This window comes from Hyalangium gracile, assembly GCF_020103725.1.
GTDB classification, from domain to species: domain Bacteria; phylum Myxococcota; class Myxococcia; order Myxococcales; family Myxococcaceae; genus Hyalangium; species Hyalangium gracile.
Genome location: NZ_JAHXBG010000012.1, coordinates 61,969 through 81,099 on the forward strand (window position 1 = coordinate 61,969; position 19,131 = coordinate 81,099).

Consider the following 19,131-nt stretch of genomic DNA (forward strand, 5'->3'; position numbering starts at 1 on the left):
CGAGCCGGGCTCGCGCTATTGCGCCTTGGTCTTCTCGTAATTCTCCACGGACTGCCGGACCTTGGTCGCGTTGGGGTGATTGGGCGCCAGCTTCAGGAACTCGCGGTAGTGCCTGGCCGCCATGTCCCACTTGGAGACGCCTGCATACGCGGCGCCCAGCACCATCTGGCACTCGGCCTTGTCCGGAGCCAGCTCCACGCACCGCAGGGCCCGGTTGAGCGCCGCATCATACTGCTTACCGCGCAGCGCCGTAGCGGCTTCGTTGTAGGCGAGCCGGGCCTCCTCCTCGGTGTCTTCCTGGGTCCGGGTGGGCGTCTTGTTCGGCGGTGGCGTCGTCACCTTGACGGGCTCGGTCTTGGGCTGCGCCTTGCGAGCCTGCGCGATGGCGCCCATGAGCTTGTCGTACTCGGTGCCGGAGAACCGCGAGCCCTTGGCGGGCCCGGCCAGGGACTCGGCCTCGTCGAGGTTCTTCGCCTCGAAGGCGGCCTGGGCCGCCTCCAGGGCCTTGGCGGCTTCCTGCTCGAGGGCGATCTTGTCGGCGAGCTCCTCGCCCTCGGGCGGCAGCTTGCCGGCGAAGTTCTTCAGCTCGTCGGCGGCCCGCTCCAGCTTGCCCTCTTCGTAGGCCTTCCTGGCGCTCTGGATGCGCGCCTTGCCCGCGTCCGCCACGGCGGTGTCCGGAGGCGCGCGGGGGGTGCCGGGGTCGGCCTCGGGAGGCTCGGGCTGCGCCGGCTCGGGCGGCTTCTGGACCGGATCCTCCTGGGTGAGCTCGGGCGGCTTCTGCGGCTGCTCGGGCTGCTGGAAGGGGCCCACCTTGAGGAACCACGCGGCGCCGGCGCCACCGCCCACCAGCAGCACGCCGAGCGCCAGCACCAGCGGCAGCTTCGAGCGGCCGGCCGAGCTCACCGAGCCCGCGGACTCGCCCGCGCCGACGAAGCGCAGCTTCACGTGGCCCAGCTCGACGACGTCCCCGTTGCTGAGCGGCGCCTGGGCGTACGTCTCACCGTTGACGGTGAGCCCGTTGGCCGACTGCATGTCGATGATCTTCCACTCGCCGTTGTCCTCGCGGACGACCTTGGCGTGGGTGCGCGACAGGGAGCGATGGTCGATGACGATGTCGTTGTCGTCGGTGCGACCGATCTTCATCTCCGTGCGGATGCAGGCGTACTCCTGGCCCTTGAGCTCCGCGCTCACCACGACGAAGCGGGGAGCCTCCTCGGCCTCGAGCTCGACGACCTTGCGGTTGCGGTTGCCCTCCACGTGCTCCATCTTGATGATGGCGGTGGAGTGACGGCGCTCGGCGGAGGCCGGCGCGGCCTCCTCCTCGACGGGGGCCTCCGTCTCCGTCTCCGGCTCGGAGTGGCCGTCCGCGTCGCCGGAGTCCTGAGGGGCGGGCGCGGGGGCGGGACGGGCGGCGGCGCGAGGGGCGGCGGCGACGGCCGCGTCGCTCTGCAGCGCCAGATCGTAGTCACCGATCTGGATCAGATCGCCGTCCTTGACGGGCGACTGGCCGCTGATCCGCTCGCCGTTGATGCGAGTCCCATTGGAACTGCCCAGATCCTCCACCACGACATGCCCGTTCAGGCGCATGAGGCGAGCGTGGCGGCGGGACACGTTTCGTTCCGTCAGGCGGATGGTGTTGCCTTCCTGACGGCCGATCGTGATCTCTTCGCGCACGAAGGGAACAACGGTCTTGCGCCCCTCGTCGTCTTCGATGATGAGCTTCAGCACGGGTCGGATCCGCTTACAGCTATAGCAGAAGGGGCAGAAGCGTTACAAGGTATGCATCCCCCGCAAAACACAGAGGAATTCGGCACGGTTGGCGCGAAGAGGCCACCGTTGTCCATCGGACAGGTGGCCGCTGCGGCCGTCTTCCTGGGGGGGGAGCAGGAGGACCAACCCGCGTGAGCTCTCCGGTGCCAGGCCCCGGCGACGCCCGATCAGGCGACACCGTCCGAGGGCGGCTGGGGCGGGTGCCGTGGGTGACGCTGGGGTTGGCGCTGGTGCTGGTGGCCACCTATGGGTGGAGCGCGCTGGCCGGGCCGCTGGATGTGGACGCCATGGTGCGCTTCGGCGCCAAGGTGGGTCCGCTCATCACGGAGGCGGGGCAGCCCTGGCGGCTGCTGACGGCGAACCTGCTGCACCGGGACGGGGTGCACCTGGGGCTCAACCTGCTGGTGCTGCTGGCGGCGGGCTCGGTGCTCGAGGGGACGTGGCGGCGGCTGGACTATGGGCTGCTGCTGGTGGTGGCGGGGCTGGCCACGATGACGTGCTCGCTGCTGTGGGCCGAGGAGGTGAGCGTGGGGGCCTCGGGCGTGGCGTACGGGTGCGTGGGCGCGCTCATCGTGCTGGGGCGCCGGTACCGGGCGGTGCTGTCTCCGGCGGGGAGGAGGATGGCGGGGGAGGGCGTGCTGCCGACGGTGCTCGTCTTCCTGTGGATGGGGTGGACCTCGGTGGGGGTGGACAACGCGGGACACCTGGGCGGCTTCGTCGCGGGGCTGCTGCTGGGGGTGTACCTGGTGCCGGAGCGGCTCACCGCGAGCGAGCCTCGGGGCGTGGGGTGGGTGCGGGCGGGGAGCGTGCTGGCGGTGGCGGTGGGGCTGGCGGGGGTGGGGGTGCTGGGGCGCTCGGCGTGGCGTGTGGAGCGGGATGACGTGTTCGGGGTGTCGGTGGCGATGCCGGGGGGGTGGCGGCAGGGGGCGGATCGGCTGGGGCGGCTGGCCTTCTCCAACGGGTTGCCGGGGCTGGGGCGCGCCAGCTTCGCGGCGGAGGCCATCGAGGCCGGGGAGCCGGGGGATGGAGAGCTCCAGGCCGTGCGCTTCGTGGAGACGACGCTCTCGCCCGAGGGGGCGATGCCCGAGGGGCGGCCGATGAAGGTGCGGGGGCCGGAGGCGGCCTGGGTGAGCGGCGGGCGGGCGCAGCGGGTTCAGGCGGAGCTGCACGGGCCGGCGGGGGTGACGCACCTGAGGGCGCTGTTCGTGCCGCGGGGCGAGTTCGTGTACCAGCTGGTGTTCACCTGGCCGGATGCGTTCCCGCGGTATGCGCGCGTGGTGGAGCGGATGGTGGCGGAGCTGCGGCTGGAGGAGCCGGCGATGCTGCGCGAGGCGCGAGCGCGGGCGCTGCTGGTGCCCGGGGCGAGCGAGCCGCTGTCGGTGCTGGGCACGGCGCTGCGGCGGTGGGGCCGGCCGGCGGAGGCGGTGGATCCGCTCCTGGAGTCCGTGCGGCTGTCACCGTCGCAGGTGGGGACGCGGGTGGAGCTGGCGCGGGCGTTCCTCGAGTCGGGGCGTGTGGACGAGGGCTGCCGGGCCTCCGAGGAGGCGCTGGTGTACGGGCCCTCGGAGACGGTGGCGCTCGAGGCGGGGGTGCGCTGTGAGCTGGCGAGAGGGGACACGGCGCGGGCGCTGCTCAGGTTGGAGGAGGCCCGGCGCGTGGACCCGAGAGATCCGAGGCTGCGAGCCGCGGAGGCCGCCCTGCGTGCGACGCTGGGCGCTGGAGGCCGGTAGAGACAGCTCGAGGGGCATACCTGCAAGAGTGGAATGACGCGTGCCTACTCATTGCTGGTCTGCTTGTCATACCAGTTCGGTACCGGCTCGCCCCCAGGGGGCCTAGAGTCCGGATATGCGGAAGACCCATCTCTCTGTGTCCCGTGCGGCCCTCGTCCTGGCGCTGCTGGCGTTCCTGCCGGCGCGCGCCGAGGAGTCCGCCGCGGACATCGCGCGGAAGAGCCGCGAGCGCGGCGCGCTCAACCTGCTCGGCCTGAGCGCCCAGCTCAAGCTCACTACCGTGAGCAAGGACGGCAAGCGCCAGGAGCAGGTCGTCACCAACGCGGCGAAGAAGATCGGCGAACGGACGCACTCGCTCGTGCGCTTCCTGCAACCCGCCGGAGTCGCCGGAGTGGCCGTGCTCACGGTGGAGGGCGCCAAGGGCGAGGCTTCGGACATCTCGCTGTACCTGCCGAAGCTCAAGCGCGTGCGCAAGGTGGCGAACACGCAGCGGGGACAGTCCTTCATGGACACCGACTTCGCCTATGCGGACCTCGGCGGCACCGGCGGTGAGAGCGACGACGCGATGAAGAAGGTGGGCGAGTCGAAGGTGATGGATCGCCTCGCATGGGTGCTGGTCGGCAAGGCAGGGCCCAGCTCTCCCTATGGAGAGGTGAAGGTGTACGTGGACCAGGAGACCTATGTCCCCACCCAGGTCGAGTACTCCGACAAGGAGGGCAAGCCCTTGAAGGTGTACCGGGTCGCTCAGCTCAAGCGCTTCAAGGACCGCGTCATCGCCGCCCGCTCTTCCATGGAGAACCTCCAGACGGGCTCGGTGACGACGATCGAGGTGTTGCAGCTCGAGGAGGCGCAGCTCGGTGACGAGGCCTTCACCGAGCGGGCGCTGGAACGCGGGTGAGTCGCGCGCTCGCGCTTGGCCTGGCGCTCCTGTCGGCGAGCGCGCTCGCTTCGGCTGAGGACGGAGGGAGCACGCCGCCCGACGCGCCAGATGGCGGAGTGGGCATCGAGGCCTTCGAGCCGGCGCCCGAGGCTCCCGATGCCGTTGGGGCCATGCCGCTGGCTGGGCCCACGGTGCTGGTGAGCGGGAGCCTGCGACTCCAGGCCGGCGTGGATACCGGCTTCGAGGCCCGGCGGACCGACGGCCTCTCCGAGCGTGTAATGGATGGACGAGGGCAGGCCTCGCTCGCCACGGACGTGAAGCTGTCCCCATCGCTGCGGCTGCTCGTCGAGGGACGGGCGCTCTGGCGCGCGAGCGCCGAGCGGGGCCTGGAGCGGAGCAAAGCCACCTTCGAGCCCACGCTCGGAGAGGCCTTCCTCGATCTCTACACCTCGCGTGTGGACGTGCGCGTCGGGCAGCAGACGCTGGCCTTCGGAGCAAACGCGGCCTTCGCTCCCACGGACGCGCTCAACCCGAGGGATCTGCGCCAGAGCTTCGTGCTCACCGAGCCGGAGGACGCGAAGCTGCCCGTCTTCGCGGCGCGGGCGCTGGGCGGGGTGGGGCCGCTCTCGCTCACCGTGGCGTGGGTGCCCTTCTTCACGCCGCACCGTTACGACGTCTTCGGCCAGGACGAGGCTCTCGTCCAGCCAGGGCTCGGAATGAGCCTCCCCTTCACGGTGGACCCCTCCGTTGAGGACGCGCTCCAGCCCCGGCTGCTGGAGACGGAGCGCCCGGCGGCGTTGCCGTGGCTCGGAGACGTGGGCCTGCGGGCGACCACCGAGCTCCGAGGTGTCCGCGTGGGCGGCTCCTGGGTATGGGTGAACGAGAAGCTGCCGGCGGTCCGGTTGGATCCCGAGCTGGACGCCGTGCTGCGCGCCCAGAGCCGGGGCGAGGCTCCAGACGCGGCGCTGCTGCTGTCGCTCCAGGAGCGTCTGCGCGCCGGAGAGACGCTCGTGACGGGCCGCTACGCGAGGCAGCACGTCTTCGGCCTGGAGGCGACGACGCTCTCGAGGACGGCGCAGCTCGACGTGGACGTGGGCTTCAGCCCGGCGCAGACGTTCTTCGACGAGCGGCTGCGGCCCGTGCGCAAGCCGGTGGTGAGCTGGGTGCTCGGAGTGTCCCAGGCGGAGGACTCCGACTTCCTCTACTCCGTCACCTACCTGGGGCTCGCCGTGCCTCGGGTGGCGGCTGACGAGCTGCTCGTCCTGCTGGAGCCGGGGACGGCCCGAGGCCAGGCGCGCACGGCCTTCCTGCACCTGCTGGTGGCCGAGGCGAGCTACGCCCCGCGAGGAAGCTCCTGGGAGCTGGGCTTCCGCGGCGCCTTCGAAGCCGTGCAGCGCTCCTTCGTGCTCGCACCCCGAGCGGGCTGGCGCTTCACGGAGCACGTGAGCGTGGGGCTCGCGGCCGAGGTGTACGCCGGCAAGCCCTACAGCCCGCTCGGCTACCTCGGCCGGAACGACCGGCTCCTCGGCTCGCTGCGCCTGACGCTATAGCGAACCTTGGCTTGAACCCCTTCGTCGGTGAATGCCCCCTGTCGGGCCGAACCAGGACCGAACTGGTATGACAAGCAGACCAGTTCGGACAGATCGCGCCCGGCAGGGCCTCGTCTTCATGGGCCCTCCTGAAAAGGGCTAGAGCGAGCTGAACGTCCGAACCATGAGCCGCGCGCCCGCCGTCCACTCGGTCTGCTTCGCCAGCCCCACGTCCTTGTGGGCATACGTCCCGTAGAGCTGGAGCCACAGCGGCTGGTTGTTCACCGCGAACAGGAGGCGCTCGATGCTCGCGTCCGCCCGCGCCCGGAACCGCCGGTCGCCCTCAAAAGCGTTGATCCACCCCGCCAGCGCCGAGGCGCGCAGCGTCCACCAGCCATCCACCGTCTCGTACCCCGTCTCCAGCACCCCGGACGTGAAGGGCGAGATCTCCTGCTCCAGCTCGCCATCCGGCATGCGACGCAGGGAGTGGCTCGCCGCGGGCCCGAACCCCAGCCACAGTCGCCCGCTCTCCGAACGGATGGGATCCAGCAGCAGCGCAGCCCGCCCCGTCTCCAGCGTCAGCCCCGGCCCCTCCCAGACCCTCCGCTCCAGGTGGCCCGCCCGCACCGCGAGCGTCACATCGAACGGGAAGGGGATGCGCAGCGGCCGCGAGGTGGGGATGAGGATGAAGCCCTCCTCCAGGTGACGGCGGTACGTGCCCTCATACAAGGTGGTGGTGAGCGCCTGCCGCGTGTGGCCCGGAGTGCCCTCCGTGACGAGGATGCGGTGGGTGTTGAACCAGAGCATCCCCTTGCTCCGGCTGGTGCGCTCGGTGCGCAGCAGGATGCCCGCCTGCAGCGTGGGCAGCGCCACCCCGTCCCGCACCTGCAGCCCCGTCCCGAGCAGCAGCGCGTTGCCCGGATCGAAGCAGGTGGGGAAGCGCTCGCCGCTCTCGTCCTCCGAGTAGCACTCCTCCCCCTGAGGCACCGCGGCGACCACCGACCCCTGGGGGCCAGGGGGCAGGGCGAACAGGAGGGCGGTGAGTCCGAGCGCGAGCATGCCGTCCCGTTCCTAGCGAGCGCTCGCCAGCGGAGCGCTCCGCCGCGCCGGAGCCCACAGCGAGACGCGCAGCCCCGCGTTGCCAGACCACTCCCACTTCGCGGCCACTCGGGGGATGTCGCTGCGCCAGGTTCCTCGCCCGTCGACCACCAGGCTCACGGGCTGATCGTTGATGGCCAGCAGGATGAGCTCGTAGCCGGCGCGGACCCTCAGGCGCTCGGGGCGCAGCGGGCGGCCCTCCACCCGGTCTCCCAGGAGCACCTGCTCCGCCTCCGCGCTGAAGAGCAGGTGGTGGAAGCCGTCCGTGTCCAGGGTGAGATCGCCCTCCAGCGCGGCGGTGGGCACCAGCGTGTTCATGCCATGCGTGCGGTCGCGCTCGATGGACGGGCCCGCCCGCAGCCGGACGAAGGAGACCAGGTCCTCCGAGTGCCACAGGTCCAGCGTGCCGTGCACCGCGGCCCAGGTGAGCACGCTCAGCTCGGAGTCCTCGCGCTCGATCGACTCCTGGTGGAGCGCCTCGACCCAGGCGCCCAGGTTGAGCCCGAAGTCGTAGCGGCGCGGCTTGCCGAAGAACGTGGTGATGCGGAAGAGCGGCACCTTGCGCTCGACGTTGAAGTCGTAGCGGACGAGCGTGAAGTCCAGGCTCGACTGGCCCAGGTACACCTCGGTGTCCAGGAACGTGAGCCGGTGGAGCCGGTGGTCCTCCTCGCCTCCCGGAAACTCGGTCCGGATGCCGAAGTCCACCCGGACGCGATCGGTCACCACGTCGTTCCCGTGGCGCAGCAGGGGCGCCCACGCGCCGCCCAGGTAGATGCGCCGGTGCAAGTCGAAGTTGAACTGCATCACCCGGCCCTGCTCGTCGCGGTACCAGCCCGGAGGCGACTCGGCGATGGCGGGGACGAAGCGGTAGCCCTCCTGGACGCGCGTCTCGGCGCTGACCTCGGAGCGGTCGCAGTAGGAGGTACGCAGCAGGGGGCGGTCCGTCTCCTCGCCGCTGGAGTCCAGCTCGTGGGCGGGGGCGATGAGGCAGCGGCGCGTCACCGGGTCGCACTGCATCCGGTACTCGCCGGAGGGGACCTGCTGGGTGGACGGCAGCCGGGTACAGAGGATGGGCTGGTCATACCGGAGCGAGGGGCGTGGCTCCTCCGGCGTCAGGAGCCCCGTCAGGTCGCTGACCGGGCCGCCCGGTTGCGCGCTCGGAGCGGGGGACGGCTTCTGAGCGGGTGTGTCGGTGGGCTGCTGCTGTGTCGTGCCCGGGTCGGAGCTCACTCCCTCCTGCGGTGTCCCGGGCGGGGGGGCACTCTCCTGGCCCTCGACCTGCGAGAGCAGCAGGGTCCAGCTGAGTGCGACTGCCTGGATGATCATCTCGCCTCCCACATCAGACCCCGTCTCGGCCGGGGCCGGCCCTGGAGGCTTCTTCAAACCCCGTGCCCCTTGCCCAGAGAGCGAGCATTCGCGGGTTTGCCGCGCAGAGTGTGCAGCGTCCGGCACACTGCACGGCAGCCGTGACGCGGTCATGGCACAGAGGTGGAGGTCGACCCGGGGCGGTACGGGGGGTATAAGGCCGCGACCCGGGGTGTAGGCGGGCCTCATCCAGACGGAGGCATCCTGTTCCGTGGCCAGTGACGGCGAGCAGAAGCAGGCGGAGAACCAGCAGTCGGACAAGCCCCAGGAGGCCGACAAGCCCCAGGAGGCGGAGCCGGCTCGGCAGGCGGACGCGCAGCAGGCGGAGAAGTCCCTGCCGGCGGACGCGCAGCAGGCGGCAGCGCCTACAGCGGAGAAGGTCCAGGCCGAGCAGGCCCCGGTGGCGGCCCCTCCGGCGGACACTACGTCACAGCCGGAGAAGGAGCCCGAGTCCTTCGTCGAGGGCATCCTCGGCAAGAAGCTCCACGAGGAGAAGTGGATCCAGCGCTGGGGGACCCTGCCGCTGACGCTGCGCACCCTGCTGCTGGGCGGTGGGTTCGCGGCGCTGCTGCTGCTGCCCTACATCGGCGCCGTGGGCCTGTGGGACCCCTGGGAGACGCATTACGGCGAAGTGGCGCGGATGATGGTCATGCGCCAGGACTACCTGTACCCCTTCTACGAGAACGCGTGGTTCTTCTCCAAGCCGCCGCTGACCATGTGGATGCAGGCGCTGGGGATGCAGGTGGTGGGGGCGCTGCGCGGCACGGGCGAGCTGGCCCGCTACACCGAGTGGGGCATGCGCATGCCGTTCGGCCTGCTCAGTGTCACGGCGGTGGCGCTGTTGACGCTGGCGGTGTCGCGGGTGGTGAGCCGGCGGGCGGGGCTCGCCACGGCCTTCGTGCTGACCACCATGCCGCTGTACTTCCTGCTCACCCGGCAGGCGGTGACGGACACGCCCTTCGTCACGACGATGATCTGCGCCATGGCGTGCGCCTTCATCGCCCAGCTGGACGAGACGACGAAGCGGCGCACGGCCTGGTGGTACGCCTTCTATGTCTTCCTGGGCCTGTCGGTGCTGGCCAAGGGCCTGCTGGGCCTGATGCCGGCGGCGTTGCTGGTGGTGTACGCGGCGCTGGCCGTCATCCCCTGGAGCTGGGACGCGGGGCGCGAGCACATCCTCTGGCTGCTCAAGCGCAGCGCTCGCAAGGAGGTGCGCGAGGGCAAGAAGCCCATGCCCGTGCTCTGGGGGCAGATGTTCCGGATGCGGCTGGGCACCGGCATCCTCGTGTTCGCCGCGGTGGCCGTGCCCTGGTACCTGGCCCTGAGCCTGTTCGACGGCGTGGATGACGAGGGCAAGAACTTCTTCTACCGCTTCTTCATCCATGACCACCTGAACCGCCTCACGGCGGGCGTGCACACCACCACGCCGGGCGGCTCCTTCACCTACTTCATCGAGCAGGGCGGCTACGCCATCTTCCCGTGGGTGGCGCTGTTGCCCGGAGCCTTCGCCGTCGTGTCGCGGCTGCGGCTGCGCTCGGCGTCCAAGGCGGACCACCTGGCGCTGCTGGCCGTGGTGTGGGTGGCCTTCAGCTTCTTCCTGATGGCCTCCAGCGCCACGAAGTTCCACCACTATGTGTTCCCCGTCCTCCCCGGGCTGGCCATCCTCATCGCCCTCTTCATCGATCGCCTCTGGCACGAGGGCCCCGCCGAGCACGCCGTGAGCCTGCTGTTCGGCCTGGTGCTCTTCGCCCTGGTGGGCAAGGACATGGCCGAGAACCCCAAGGAGTTCACGGACCTCTTCGTCTACAACTACGACCGGCCGTACCCCGCCGACCTCGTCAACAAGCCCATCGCCTTCTTCACCTCGCGCTCCCTGTGGATGGGTGACCTGGCCACGATGGTGCTCCTGGCGCTCGGGGTGTACACCTCGATGGACGCGTTCTTCTCCAAGGACCCCAAGGAGCACACCCCCGCCGCGCGCACCGTGGCGCTCCTGCTGCTGCTGTGCGGAGGCGTGGCGCTGATCTCCGTGGCCAATGAGGGCAAGGTGTCCTCCCTGGGCCTGCTCGGCATCGCCCTGATTGTAGTGGGCGCCTTCAGCGGCTGGGTGGCCCTGCGCTCCAAGAAGGAGGAGCGCCTGTGGAACGCCGGCCTCGCGGCGGCCTGGGTGATCGCGGGTGGACTGCTCGCCTGGCGGGGCTTCTCCACGTCCGTGGGCTCGGATGCGCTCTTGCGTGCGCTGATGGAGCCGGTGAACGTGAAGAAGGCCATGGGCATCGGCTTCGCGGTGGGCGGCACGCTCACCGTGGTGGGCGCGCTGCGCCGCTCGCGGGTGATGCTCTTCGGCACCTTCTGGATGTTCACCTTCAGCTTCGCGCTCTGGTTCAACTGGAACCACTGGGTGGACCTGTCCCACCACTGGACGCAGCGGGATTTGTTCTGGCGCTACTGGCGCCAGGCCAAGCCCGGCGAGCCCATCGCCGCGTTCATGATGAACTGGCACGGAGAGACGTTCTACTCGCGCAACACCGTGGAGCAGTTCCGCTCCGGGGACTCGAACCAGCGCATGCGCAACTTCGCGGCCCAGCCCGGCCGCGAGTGGGCGCTCGTCGAGCACAACCGCCTGGGCATCCTGACCAACGCCATTGGCTCGGACAAGAAGGTGACCGTCATCGACCGGGGCATCAACAACAAGTTCGTCCTGGTGGCCATCGATTGAGTGGCATCCAGGTCCAGGGGCTCGCCAAGCGCTTTGGCGCGCGCACGGCGGTGGAGGGGCTGACGTTCGACGTGCGCCCTGGCGAGGTGTTCGGGCTGCTGGGCCCCAACGGGGCCGGGAAGACGACCACGGTGCGCATGCTCACCGGCCTGCTCCAGCCCTCCGAGGGCGAGGCCGTGGTGTGGGGCTTCTCGGCGCGCACCCAGGGCGAGGAATTGCGGCGCAGCGTGGGCCTGCTCACCGAGCAGCCCGGCCTGTATGACAGGCTGACCGCGCGCGAGAACCTGCGCTTCTTCATCAAGCTGCACGAATTGGACGAGGCGACGGTGTGGCCCCGGACGCGGAGCTACCTGGAGCGCTTCGGGCTGGCCGGGCGTGAGGACGAGCCGTGCGGCGGCTTCTCCAAGGGCATGCGCCAGAAGCTGGCCATCGTCCGCACGCTGGTGCACGACCCGAAGGTCATCTTCCTGGACGAGCCCACCTCCGGGCTGGATCCCGAGTCCGCGCGCGCCGTGCGAGACGCGGTGGCGGAGCTGGCCTCCGAGGGGCGCACCATCGTGCTGTGCTCGCACAACCTGGCGGAGGTGGAGCGGCTGTGCTCGCGGGTGGCCATCATCCAGGGCCGACTGCTCGCGCTGGCGCCGCTGGGAGAGCTGCGGCGCTCGGGGCAGGCGCTGGACATCCGCGTGGAGGGGGACGCCGGGAGCTTCCTGCCGGCCCTGGCCGCGCTGCCCTTCGCCCCCAACGTGCTGCACGAGGGCTCGCGCCTGAAGGTGATGCTCACGGACGACGCGCAGGCGCCCGAGGTGCTCGCGTGCCTGGTCCACGCGGGCGCGCGGGTGCACAGCGCGGTGCCCTCGCACCGGCCGCTCGAGGAAGTCTACCTGGAGCTGATCCGCCAGGGGAGGGTGTGAGCATGGCGTTCCGACCGAAGCGCGCGCTGGCCGTCTTCTGGAAGGACTTCCTGGATCTGCGCAAGAACATCGGCCTGCTGCTGTCCATGTGCATGCTGCCGCTGGTGTTCATCTTCGTGCCCATCGGCGTGGTGTGGACGTACGCCCAGCGGCCGGATGATCCGAACCTGCGCGTCATCGCCCAGTACTACGACCGGGCCCTGCCGCTGGGAGCCAACGCGGCGCGCTTCCTCATCGACCGGACGCTCACCGACTGGTTCGGCATGTTCCTGGTGATGCCTGTCTTCGTGCCCATCCTCATCTCCTCGCAGAGCGTGGCGGGAGAGAAGGAGCGGCGCACGCTGGAGCCGCTGCTGGCCTCGCCGGTGACGGCCGCGGAGCTGGTGGCCGGCAAGAGCCTGGCCTCGCTGGTGCCCGCGGTGGGCATCTCCTGGGTGGCCTTCATCCTGTTCTGCATCGGCGTGGACATCGTGGCGTGGCCGCTGGTGAGGGGGCCGCTGATGCCCAATGCGCTGTGGTCCTTCGGCATCTTCATCCTGGCGCCGCTGTTCGCCTTCTTCGGCAACGGGGTGGCGGTGCTCATCTCCGCGCGCGTGTCCGAGGCCCGCACCGCCCAGCAGCTCTCCGCCCTCGTGGTGCTGCCCCTGGTGGGGCTGGTGGGCGGCCAGGTGGCCGGCTGGCTCACCGCGGGTGTGGGCTACTACGCCGTGCAGGGCGTGGTGGTGCTGCTGCTGGACGCCGTGCTCCTGGTGGCCAGCATCCGCCTGCTCGATCGCGAGCGGCTCATCAGCCGCTGGGGCTGATCGGCCCGGGTCGACGGGCGCTTGCTCGGTCGGCTAGGCAAATCCCAGTGAAACTGGCATCTTGCGGGCAACGGTTCCCCCACCGATGGGCGAGCATGTAATGGCCCGGGCCGCTATCCGTATGGAAGACGCGGCGGCGTGGGTTTCTGTAGGTGACGCGGTCGACACGGAGGCGAAACGAACACGATGGGTCTATTCGATTCGATCAAGGGCGAAGCGAAGCGCAACTTCATTGCCCGGGCGGACGAAGCCAAGGGTGAGATCATCTACAAGTATCCGGAGAAGAACATCCGGATGCTCACCCAGCTCACCGTGGACGCAGACGAGATCGCGCTCTTCGTCAAGGACGGCCGCGTGGAGGGCAAGCTGGGGCCGGGGCGGCACACCCTGGACAGCAAGAACATCCCCTTCCTGTCCCGGCTGCTGGAGAGCTTCACCGGCGGCAACATGTTCATGACGGAGGTCTTCTTCGTCTCCACGCGCGAGCACCCGGGCGTGAAGTTCGGCGGCCCCATCGGCGACGTGAGGGACCCCGAGACGGGCCTGGGCATCGGCACCATGGTGTACGGTGACTTCTCCATCCGCGTGACGGAGCCGGAGAAGCTGGTGGTGGGCCTGGTGGGCATGGGCCGCTCCAGCAACGAGGACTTCCTGGGCTGGTTCAAGAGCCAGGTCCTCAAGGTCACCAAGGATCGCATCGCCGAGCTGTTGGTGAAGAAGCGCTGGCCGCTGCTGGACGTGACGAGCGGCGCGTACACCGAGGAGATCGAGACCGAGGTCATCGCCGGCATCAAGCCGCACGTGGACACCTACGGCCTCACGGTGGTGCGCCTGGGCAACTTCCACGTCAGCATCAAGGAGGAGGACGAGGCGACCCTCAAGAAGTTCTCCAAGGACGTGGCCTACTCGCGCGTGGCCGGCGGCTTCCAGCAGTACGCGCAGGGCCAGGCGATGCTGGGCGCGGCCGAGGGCATGGCCAAGGGCGGTGGCGGCGGCTCGGACGGCGCCATGGCCGGCATGGGCATGGGCATGGGCATGGGCATGGCCCAGATGTTCATGAACAACAACCAGCAGCAGCAGCGTCAGGGTCCCCCGCCCCAGGCGGAGGCCGCGGCGCCCCCGGCCGACACGCGCAGCCCCGCTCAGCGCCTGAAGGAGATCAAGGAGCTGAAGGATGCCGGCGTGCTCACGGATGAGGAGTACAACGCGAAGCGCGCGGAGCTGATGAAGCTCCTGTAGTCCCGTCTCGAGAGTCCGGAGGCCTCCACCGCACGCAGGGTGGGGGCCTCTGTCATTTCGAGCGCCCGCGATGCCGGTTCGGGCATGCATGCGCAGGTTGGAGCCATGGCAGGACAGGACTCAGAGCGACCCGAGGGCCTCGTCTACCTTCCCGACTTCCTGACGGGAGCGGAGGAGCGCGAGCTGCTGGAGCACATGCGCGCCGTGGCGTTCGCGGAGATCCGGATGCGGGGGCAGGTGGCTCGGCGGCGCACGGCGCACTTCGGCTGGCTCTATGGCTACGAGAGCTGGAAGGTGGAGCCCGGGCCGCCCATGCCGGACTACCTCCTGCCGCTCAGGGCCCGGTGCGCGGAGCTGATGGGCGAGGTGCCGGAGCGGCTGGTGGAGGCGCTCGTGAGCGAGTACACGCCGGGGGCCACCATCGGCTGGCACCGGGACGCGCCCATGTTCGGGCCGAAGGTGGTGGGCGTCTCGCTGGGGAGCGCGTGCCGGATGCGCTTCCAGCGCGGCAAGGGCGAGGAGCGGCGCACCTATGAGCAGGAGCTCCAGCCGCGCTCGGTCTACGTGCTGGGTGGAGAGGCGCGCGGCGCGTGGCAGCACAGCATCCCCGCGGTGAAGCAGACGCGGTACTCCATCACGTTCCGCACCCTGCGCGAGCGGAAGGCCTCGGCGCGCGCCCCCGGTGACAGCACGGCGCGGCCGGCCGGAGCCGAGCCTGAGGAGTCGGTGCCCTCGCACTGATTTCGAGGTAGAGGGGCCTTCATGGAGAGCCGTCACGAGCCTGGAGCCGATGTTCCGGGACAGGTTCCACCGGGAGTGGAGCCGGGAAAGCGGAGGAAGTGGACCTGGCGCCGGGTGCTGGCGCTGGCCCTGGTGGCCCTGCTGGCGTTCGCCGCCTACGAGTACCTGACCCTTCCGGACGCGGCACCCCTGCAGAAGAAGAACCCGGAGACGACGGCGCTCATCGAGCAGCGGGCGGAAGAGGCTCGGGAGGCGGGGCGCAAGCCACGGCGGAGACAGCACTGGGTGTCGATGTCGAACGTGCCCAAGCACGTGATCGACGCGGTGCTGATGTCCGAGGACGCGGGCTTCTATGTCCACGAGGGCGTGGACACCGCGGAGCTGGAGAAGGCGCTCGAGGAGGCGTGGAAGGAGGGGAAGCTGGGCCGAGGGGCGTCGACGATCACCCAGCAGCTCGCCAAGAACCTGTGGCTGTCCACCGATCGCAGCCTGCTTCGGAAGGCCAAGGAGCTGGTGCTGGCGCGGCGGCTCGAGACGGAGCTCACGAAGAGCCGCATCCTGGCCATCTACATGAACGTGGTGGAGTGGGGGGACGGCGTCTACGGCATCGAGGCGGGCGCGCGGGAGCACTTCGGCGTCTCGGCCCTCAACCTCAGCGTGGCCCAGGGCGCCATCCTCGCGGCGATGCTGCCGGCCCCGAGGAAGCGCTCGCCGAAGTCCGGCTCCAGGGCGCTGAAGCGCCGAGCCCACTGGATCATCGAGCAGATGCAGGCGGTGAAGCGCATCTCTCCCCAGCAGGGCTCGGCGGCTCAGGCGGAGATCGATCGAATCCTCAGCGGAAAGCCCGAGGCCGAGGACTCGACCGACGAAGAGGACGCCTGAGCTACTGCGTCCACACGGCGTAGTTGGTGCCGGAGGTGGCCAGCGTCCAGGTGCCGGAGGGAGCCCAGGCGCCGTAGCCGATCTTCACGGCCACCTTCTTGCCGGTGCTGCCGGTGATGATGGCGGCGTACTTGGAGCCGTCCGCCACCTGGATGCTCACCGTGGAGGTGCTGGTGATGCCCTGCGCCTTGCGGATGTCCATGAGCCGCTTGATGGCGTCGCGGGTGGCGGTGCCCCAGTCGAAGTAGTGCACCCAGTACACGGTGGGGATGCCGGGGTGGGTCAGGATGTAGGCGTACCCCTGGAGGACCTTGTCGCCGGGGAAGGGCCAGTGGTTCTGGCCGCCGCTCGGGTAGCTCGGGCCGGTGTCGTGGTTGTCGATGAAGGTGACGGACCTGGCCGCCCACCAGCCGATGGCGCCCGCGGGCGCGCCCGCCGAGTCCCGAAGCTTGCCGAAGTCGTTGTTCTGCACCGCGTGCTGGAGCAGCCCCTTGGTGGTGAAGTCGAACGCGGCGGACCGGCCACCCGTGGCGTCGATCCAGTTCATGATGAGCTGGCGGTGCGGGTTGGGGTTGTTGATGTCCAGGTCCGTCCACAGCTCGCCCACGGAGAAGTACGGCGAGGTGCGCGAGTTGTACGAGCCCACGTAGGAGCCGTGGTAGCCCTTCACGTAGTCGTACCGCCAGCCGGCGAACCCGGCGCCCTTCAGCGTGTTGTTCATCCACCCGACGATGCTGTTCTGCACGTACGTCTTGGTGTGGTCGATGTCGCGCCCGGCGTTGAAGCCGTCGCCGGTGTCGGCGGCGCCCTTGGGCTGGGTGGTGACCCACTCGTCATTGCCGCAGACCGAGTCCGAGCCCCAGGTGGGAAAGGTGAAGTCCGCCCAGTTGGTGGTGCCCACGCGGTGGTTGATGACGATGTCGGCGATGGGCTTCACGCCCTGGCCGTTCAGCGCGGCCAGGGCGTTGCGCAGGTCCGTGGCGGAGCCGTACTTGCTGTCGAGCACCTCGAGCCGGCGGGGCAGGTAGCCCTCGTTGGAGCCGGCGTCGCTGGGGGGCGGCAGCCACACCATGGTGAAGCCGGCGTTCTTGATGGTGGCCGCGTTGTTCTGGATGACGCCCCACCACGGATACGTCTGGTACGAGTACCAGTGGAAGCCCTGCAGCATGACGTCGCTGCTGTTGCCGTCGAGCGGGCCCGCGCTGGCCAGCGGGGCGATGAGGACGAACGCGAGAAGGCCGGTCAGGGCCATCCAGGTCTTCTTCAGGTGAGTCAGCATGTCGGCTCCTTGGTGAAGGCAGCGTGCTTATGGCATGCCTGGGAAGCCTCGGGCCATGTGGGAGGGAGGGAATCGAGCACTACCGTGTGCTGGGGGGGCCCAGGGTGCGCTGGATGAGCTCGACGAGCTCCGCGAGGCCGAAGGGCTTGGGCAGGAACGCGGTCGCCGGCAGGTGCTTCCAGGATCTCGGAGGGCTGGCGCTCATGAGCACCACGGGCACAGCGCTCAGGAGGGAATCGGCCTTCATGGCCTCCAGCACGGCGGGGCCGTTCATCACCGGCATCATGTAGTCCAGGAGGACCAGGCTCGGCCGCTCCGCCGCCATCTTCTCGAGAGCCTGCCGGCCATTGAGCGCAATGACCGTCCGGTAGCCCTCGTCCTGTAGGAAGTCCGAGAGGGCTTCGACGATGCCGAACTCGTCATCGACGATGAGGATGGGCCCCATACCTACGTGCCTCGGCGCTTGAGCCGGAACTTGTGGGACTTGCGGTGGGTGGAGGAGGCCAGCGACAGGCCCGTCATCAACAGCTGCGCGTCCTCGATGGGCTCGCCGACGGAGAGGCCCTCGGGGGTGATGCGGAACTCGCGCAGGAAGGGATCATGGCTGCTGGTGCGCAGCTTGAGGACGGCGAGGAAGCGGCTCAGCCCCGGGCCCACCTCCGCGCAGCGCAGGAAGAGGATGTTCTCGCAGATCATCGAGATTCCCCGGACGGGGAACTTCAGCTCGAGCCCGAAGAGCGACGCCGTCTCGACGCTGAACACCATCGTCACTCCGCGGGCGCGGCACTCGTTGACGAGCGCGGCCATGAAGCGCGAGATGCGCGGGCGATGGACGACCGCCTTGCTCAGGGCGTCGAAGCCGTCGATGAAGAGCCTGCGGACGCCGCGCTCGCGGATGAGGGAGATGAGCTCGCTCCCGATTGCGTCGAGCCGGTTCTCCGTCGCGGGGCGGTAGCTCAGCTCGAGCAGCCCCTTGTCGAGGAGGGAGTCCACCTGGAGGCCCACTCCGGCGGTCAGCTCGCGCGTGCGCTGGGGGCTGTCGTAGAAGGCGAAGTAGTGGGAGCGCTCTCCCTGGCGTGCGCCCTCCACGAGGAAGTGCAGCCCCAGCAGGGTCTTCCCGCTGCCGGGCGTACCGAAGAGCATGGTGGAGGAGCCTCGGAAGACGCCTCCGTGGAGCATGTCGTCCAGGCCCGGGATGCCAAAGGCCGTCCGGCCTTTCGCGGGCTGGTCCTGGAAGCTCTCTTCCACCAGGCTCTCGAGCCGGGGGTGGACGACGATGCCGCGGTCGGTGATGTCGAAGGTGTGCTGGCCTCGGAGGTGTCCGCTGCCGCGGAACTTGCGGATGGTCAGCTCGCGCACGGCGCGCACGCCGAAGGTGCGCTCGCGGAGGATGAGCAGGCCGTCCACCATGGTGTGCTCGGCCTTGAGGCCCTTGCCGCCACCGGTGGTGAGCAGGAGGGTGGTGCAGCCCACCATGCCCGTCATCACCTGGAGGGCGTGGATGAACTTCTTGAAGGCCCGCTCCGTCGGGGCGACCTCTTCGGCCGCGACCAGGCCGTCGAGGATCAGCAGGGTGGCCTCGTGCGCCTTCACCTCGCGGCGGATGAGGTTGATGAGGGCGTCCAGCCCTCCCTCCTCGAGCACGGAGTAGGCGCTCAGGTAGGCCAGGGCGTCCGGGATGAGGGCGGGCTCGAAGAAGCTCATCGGGCGCAGGTTGCCGATCATGCGCGTGTGGGACTCGGCGAGCAGGGTGACGTAGAGGGCTCGGCCTCCCGCGCGGACGTGGTGGAAGCACACCTGGTTGCCGAGGATGGTCTTCCCGGCGCCGGGCATGCCCAGCAGCATGTAGACGCCGCCCTGGACGAAGCCTCCTCGGAGGATGGTGTCGAGGCCCGGGACGCCAGTCGGGACACGCTCGGTCTGTGTGGGTCTGTTCTCGGTCATCGCGTGCTGGGAGGCTGAAGGTCCCCACGTATCGCATGCCTGCTCTGACTTGCCATCTCCGGAAAGAGGCGAGTGGCAGCGGAGGGAGGTGAGGGTTGGAAACTGGATGGGAGAGCGACCGTCTCCAGGTGGAGACTGACGGTCTCGCAATCCGGACGGTGGAGCCTCTTACCCCTCGGTTGGATTGAAGGGGAGAAGCGGAGTAGACGGTGGAACGAACTCTGCACGGCAGGCGAGA

General features: G+C 69.7%; 15 protein-coding genes. 9 read left to right on the forward strand and 6 right to left on the reverse strand.

Translation table 11 applies throughout. The features are described 5' to 3' along the window. Positions 1-15 precede the first annotated feature (15 nt). Positions 16-1,728, reverse strand: coding sequence for an FHA domain-containing protein (locus KY572_RS24365; RefSeq protein ID WP_224245347.1), 1,713 nt, complete (start codon positions 1,726-1,728; stop codon positions 16-18). A gap of 173 nt (positions 1,729-1,901) precedes the next feature. Here KY572_RS24365 and KY572_RS24370 point away from each other — a divergent pair, with 173 nt between their 5' ends. The 3 genes from KY572_RS24370 to KY572_RS24380 all read left to right on the forward strand — a co-directional run bounded on the left by KY572_RS24370 (position 1,902) and on the right by KY572_RS24380 (position 5,930). Then, the gene (locus KY572_RS24370; RefSeq protein WP_224245348.1) at positions 1,902-3,500 is read left to right on the forward strand and encodes a rhomboid family intramembrane serine protease; all 1,599 of its coding nucleotides are present in this window, start codon (positions 1,902-1,904) and stop codon (positions 3,498-3,500) included. A gap of 115 nt (positions 3,501-3,615) precedes the next feature. Then, a complete protein-coding gene (locus KY572_RS24375) occupies positions 3,616-4,398 on the forward strand; it encodes an outer membrane lipoprotein-sorting protein (protein ID WP_224245349.1) in 783 nt (260 codons plus the stop codon). Beyond that, entirely contained in the window at positions 4,395-5,930 is a 1,536-nt protein-coding gene (locus tag KY572_RS24380; protein ID WP_224245350.1) for a hypothetical protein, read from the forward strand. The genes KY572_RS24375 and KY572_RS24380 overlap by 4 nt, the downstream gene beginning before the upstream one ends. A gap of 138 nt (positions 5,931-6,068) precedes the next feature. On the opposite strand, the gene KY572_RS24385 is transcribed toward KY572_RS24380, so the two are convergent. Both KY572_RS24385 and KY572_RS24390 read right to left on the reverse strand, forming a co-directional pair. Continuing rightward, complete coding sequence (locus KY572_RS24385; protein WP_224245351.1) at positions 6,069-6,968, reverse strand: hypothetical protein; 900 nt, start codon at positions 6,966-6,968, stop codon at positions 6,069-6,071. Positions 6,969-6,980: 12 nt separating this feature from the next. Continuing rightward, complete coding sequence (locus KY572_RS24390) at positions 6,981-8,333, reverse strand: hypothetical protein (protein WP_224245352.1); 1,353 nt, start codon at positions 8,331-8,333, stop codon at positions 6,981-6,983. Between the two features lie 439 nt (positions 8,334-8,772). Between KY572_RS24390 and KY572_RS24395 the strand changes: the two genes are divergently transcribed. The 6 genes from KY572_RS24395 (at position 8,773) to mtgA (ending at position 15,670) form a co-directional block, all read left to right on the forward strand. Continuing rightward, the gene (locus KY572_RS24395; protein WP_224245550.1) at positions 8,773-11,091 is read left to right on the forward strand and encodes a glycosyltransferase family 39 protein; all 2,319 of its coding nucleotides are present in this window, start codon (positions 8,773-8,775) and stop codon (positions 11,089-11,091) included. Beyond that, the gene (locus KY572_RS24400; protein ID WP_224245353.1) at positions 11,088-12,005 is read left to right on the forward strand and encodes an ABC transporter ATP-binding protein; all 918 of its coding nucleotides are present in this window, start codon (positions 11,088-11,090) and stop codon (positions 12,003-12,005) included. Before KY572_RS24395 ends, KY572_RS24400 begins: the two co-directional genes overlap by 4 nt. A gap of 2 nt (positions 12,006-12,007) precedes the next feature. Then, positions 12,008-12,808, forward strand: a complete 801-nt coding sequence (locus tag KY572_RS24405) for an ABC transporter permease subunit (RefSeq protein WP_224245354.1) — start codon at positions 12,008-12,010, stop codon at positions 12,806-12,808. A gap of 186 nt (positions 12,809-12,994) precedes the next feature. Next, complete coding sequence (locus tag KY572_RS24410) at positions 12,995-14,047, forward strand: SPFH domain-containing protein (RefSeq protein ID WP_224245355.1); 1,053 nt, start codon at positions 12,995-12,997, stop codon at positions 14,045-14,047. A gap of 105 nt (positions 14,048-14,152) precedes the next feature. Next, entirely contained in the window at positions 14,153-14,788 is a 636-nt protein-coding gene (locus tag KY572_RS24415; protein WP_224245356.1) for an alpha-ketoglutarate-dependent dioxygenase AlkB, read from the forward strand. 21 nt (positions 14,789-14,809) lie between these two features. Next, a complete protein-coding gene (gene mtgA, locus KY572_RS24420) occupies positions 14,810-15,670 on the forward strand; it encodes a monofunctional biosynthetic peptidoglycan transglycosylase (RefSeq protein WP_224245357.1) in 861 nt (286 codons plus the stop codon). A gap of 1 nt (position 15,671) precedes the next feature. Here mtgA and KY572_RS24425 read toward each other — a convergent pair whose 3' ends face one another. From KY572_RS24425 to KY572_RS24435, 3 genes are all read right to left on the reverse strand, one after another. Beyond that, a complete protein-coding gene (locus KY572_RS24425; RefSeq protein ID WP_224245358.1) occupies positions 15,672-16,949 on the reverse strand; it encodes an alpha-amylase C-terminal beta-sheet domain-containing protein in 1,278 nt (425 codons plus the stop codon). A 79-nt stretch (positions 16,950-17,028) separates the two neighbouring features. Continuing rightward, complete coding sequence (locus tag KY572_RS24430) at positions 17,029-17,394, reverse strand: response regulator (protein ID WP_224245359.1); 366 nt, start codon at positions 17,392-17,394, stop codon at positions 17,029-17,031. A 2-nt stretch (positions 17,395-17,396) separates the two neighbouring features. Further along, the gene (locus KY572_RS24435) at positions 17,397-18,893 is read right to left on the reverse strand and encodes an ATPase domain-containing protein (RefSeq protein WP_224245360.1); all 1,497 of its coding nucleotides are present in this window, start codon (positions 18,891-18,893) and stop codon (positions 17,397-17,399) included. Positions 18,894-19,131: the final 238 nt, after the last annotated feature.

Excerpts from the sequence above, each read along its gene's own strand:
- KY572_RS24430 (WP_224245359.1), bottom strand. The coding sequence starts at position 17,394 with ATGGGGCCCATCCTCATCGTCGATGACGAGTTCGGCATCGTCGAAGCC.
- KY572_RS24385 (WP_224245351.1), bottom strand. The coding sequence starts at position 6,968 with ATGCTCGCGCTCGGACTCACCGCCCTCCTGTTCGCCCTGCCCCCTGGC.
- KY572_RS24390 (WP_224245352.1), bottom strand. The coding sequence starts at position 8,333 with ATGATCATCCAGGCAGTCGCACTCAGCTGGACCCTGCTGCTCTCGCAG.
- KY572_RS24415 (WP_224245356.1), top strand. The coding sequence starts at position 14,153 with ATGGCAGGACAGGACTCAGAGCGACCCGAGGGCCTCGTCTACCTTCCC.
- KY572_RS24405 (WP_224245354.1), top strand. The coding sequence starts at position 12,008 with ATGGCGTTCCGACCGAAGCGCGCGCTGGCCGTCTTCTGGAAGGACTTC.
- KY572_RS24435 (WP_224245360.1), bottom strand. The coding sequence starts at position 18,893 with ATGACCGAGAACAGACCCACACAGACCGAGCGTGTCCCGACTGGCGTC.
- KY572_RS24425 (WP_224245358.1), bottom strand. The coding sequence starts at position 16,949 with ATGCTGACTCACCTGAAGAAGACCTGGATGGCCCTGACCGGCCTTCTC.
- KY572_RS24410 (WP_224245355.1), top strand. The coding sequence starts at position 12,995 with ATGGGTCTATTCGATTCGATCAAGGGCGAAGCGAAGCGCAACTTCATT.
- mtgA (WP_224245357.1), top strand. The coding sequence starts at position 14,810 with ATGGAGAGCCGTCACGAGCCTGGAGCCGATGTTCCGGGACAGGTTCCA.
- KY572_RS24375 (WP_224245349.1), top strand. The coding sequence starts at position 3,616 with ATGCGGAAGACCCATCTCTCTGTGTCCCGTGCGGCCCTCGTCCTGGCG.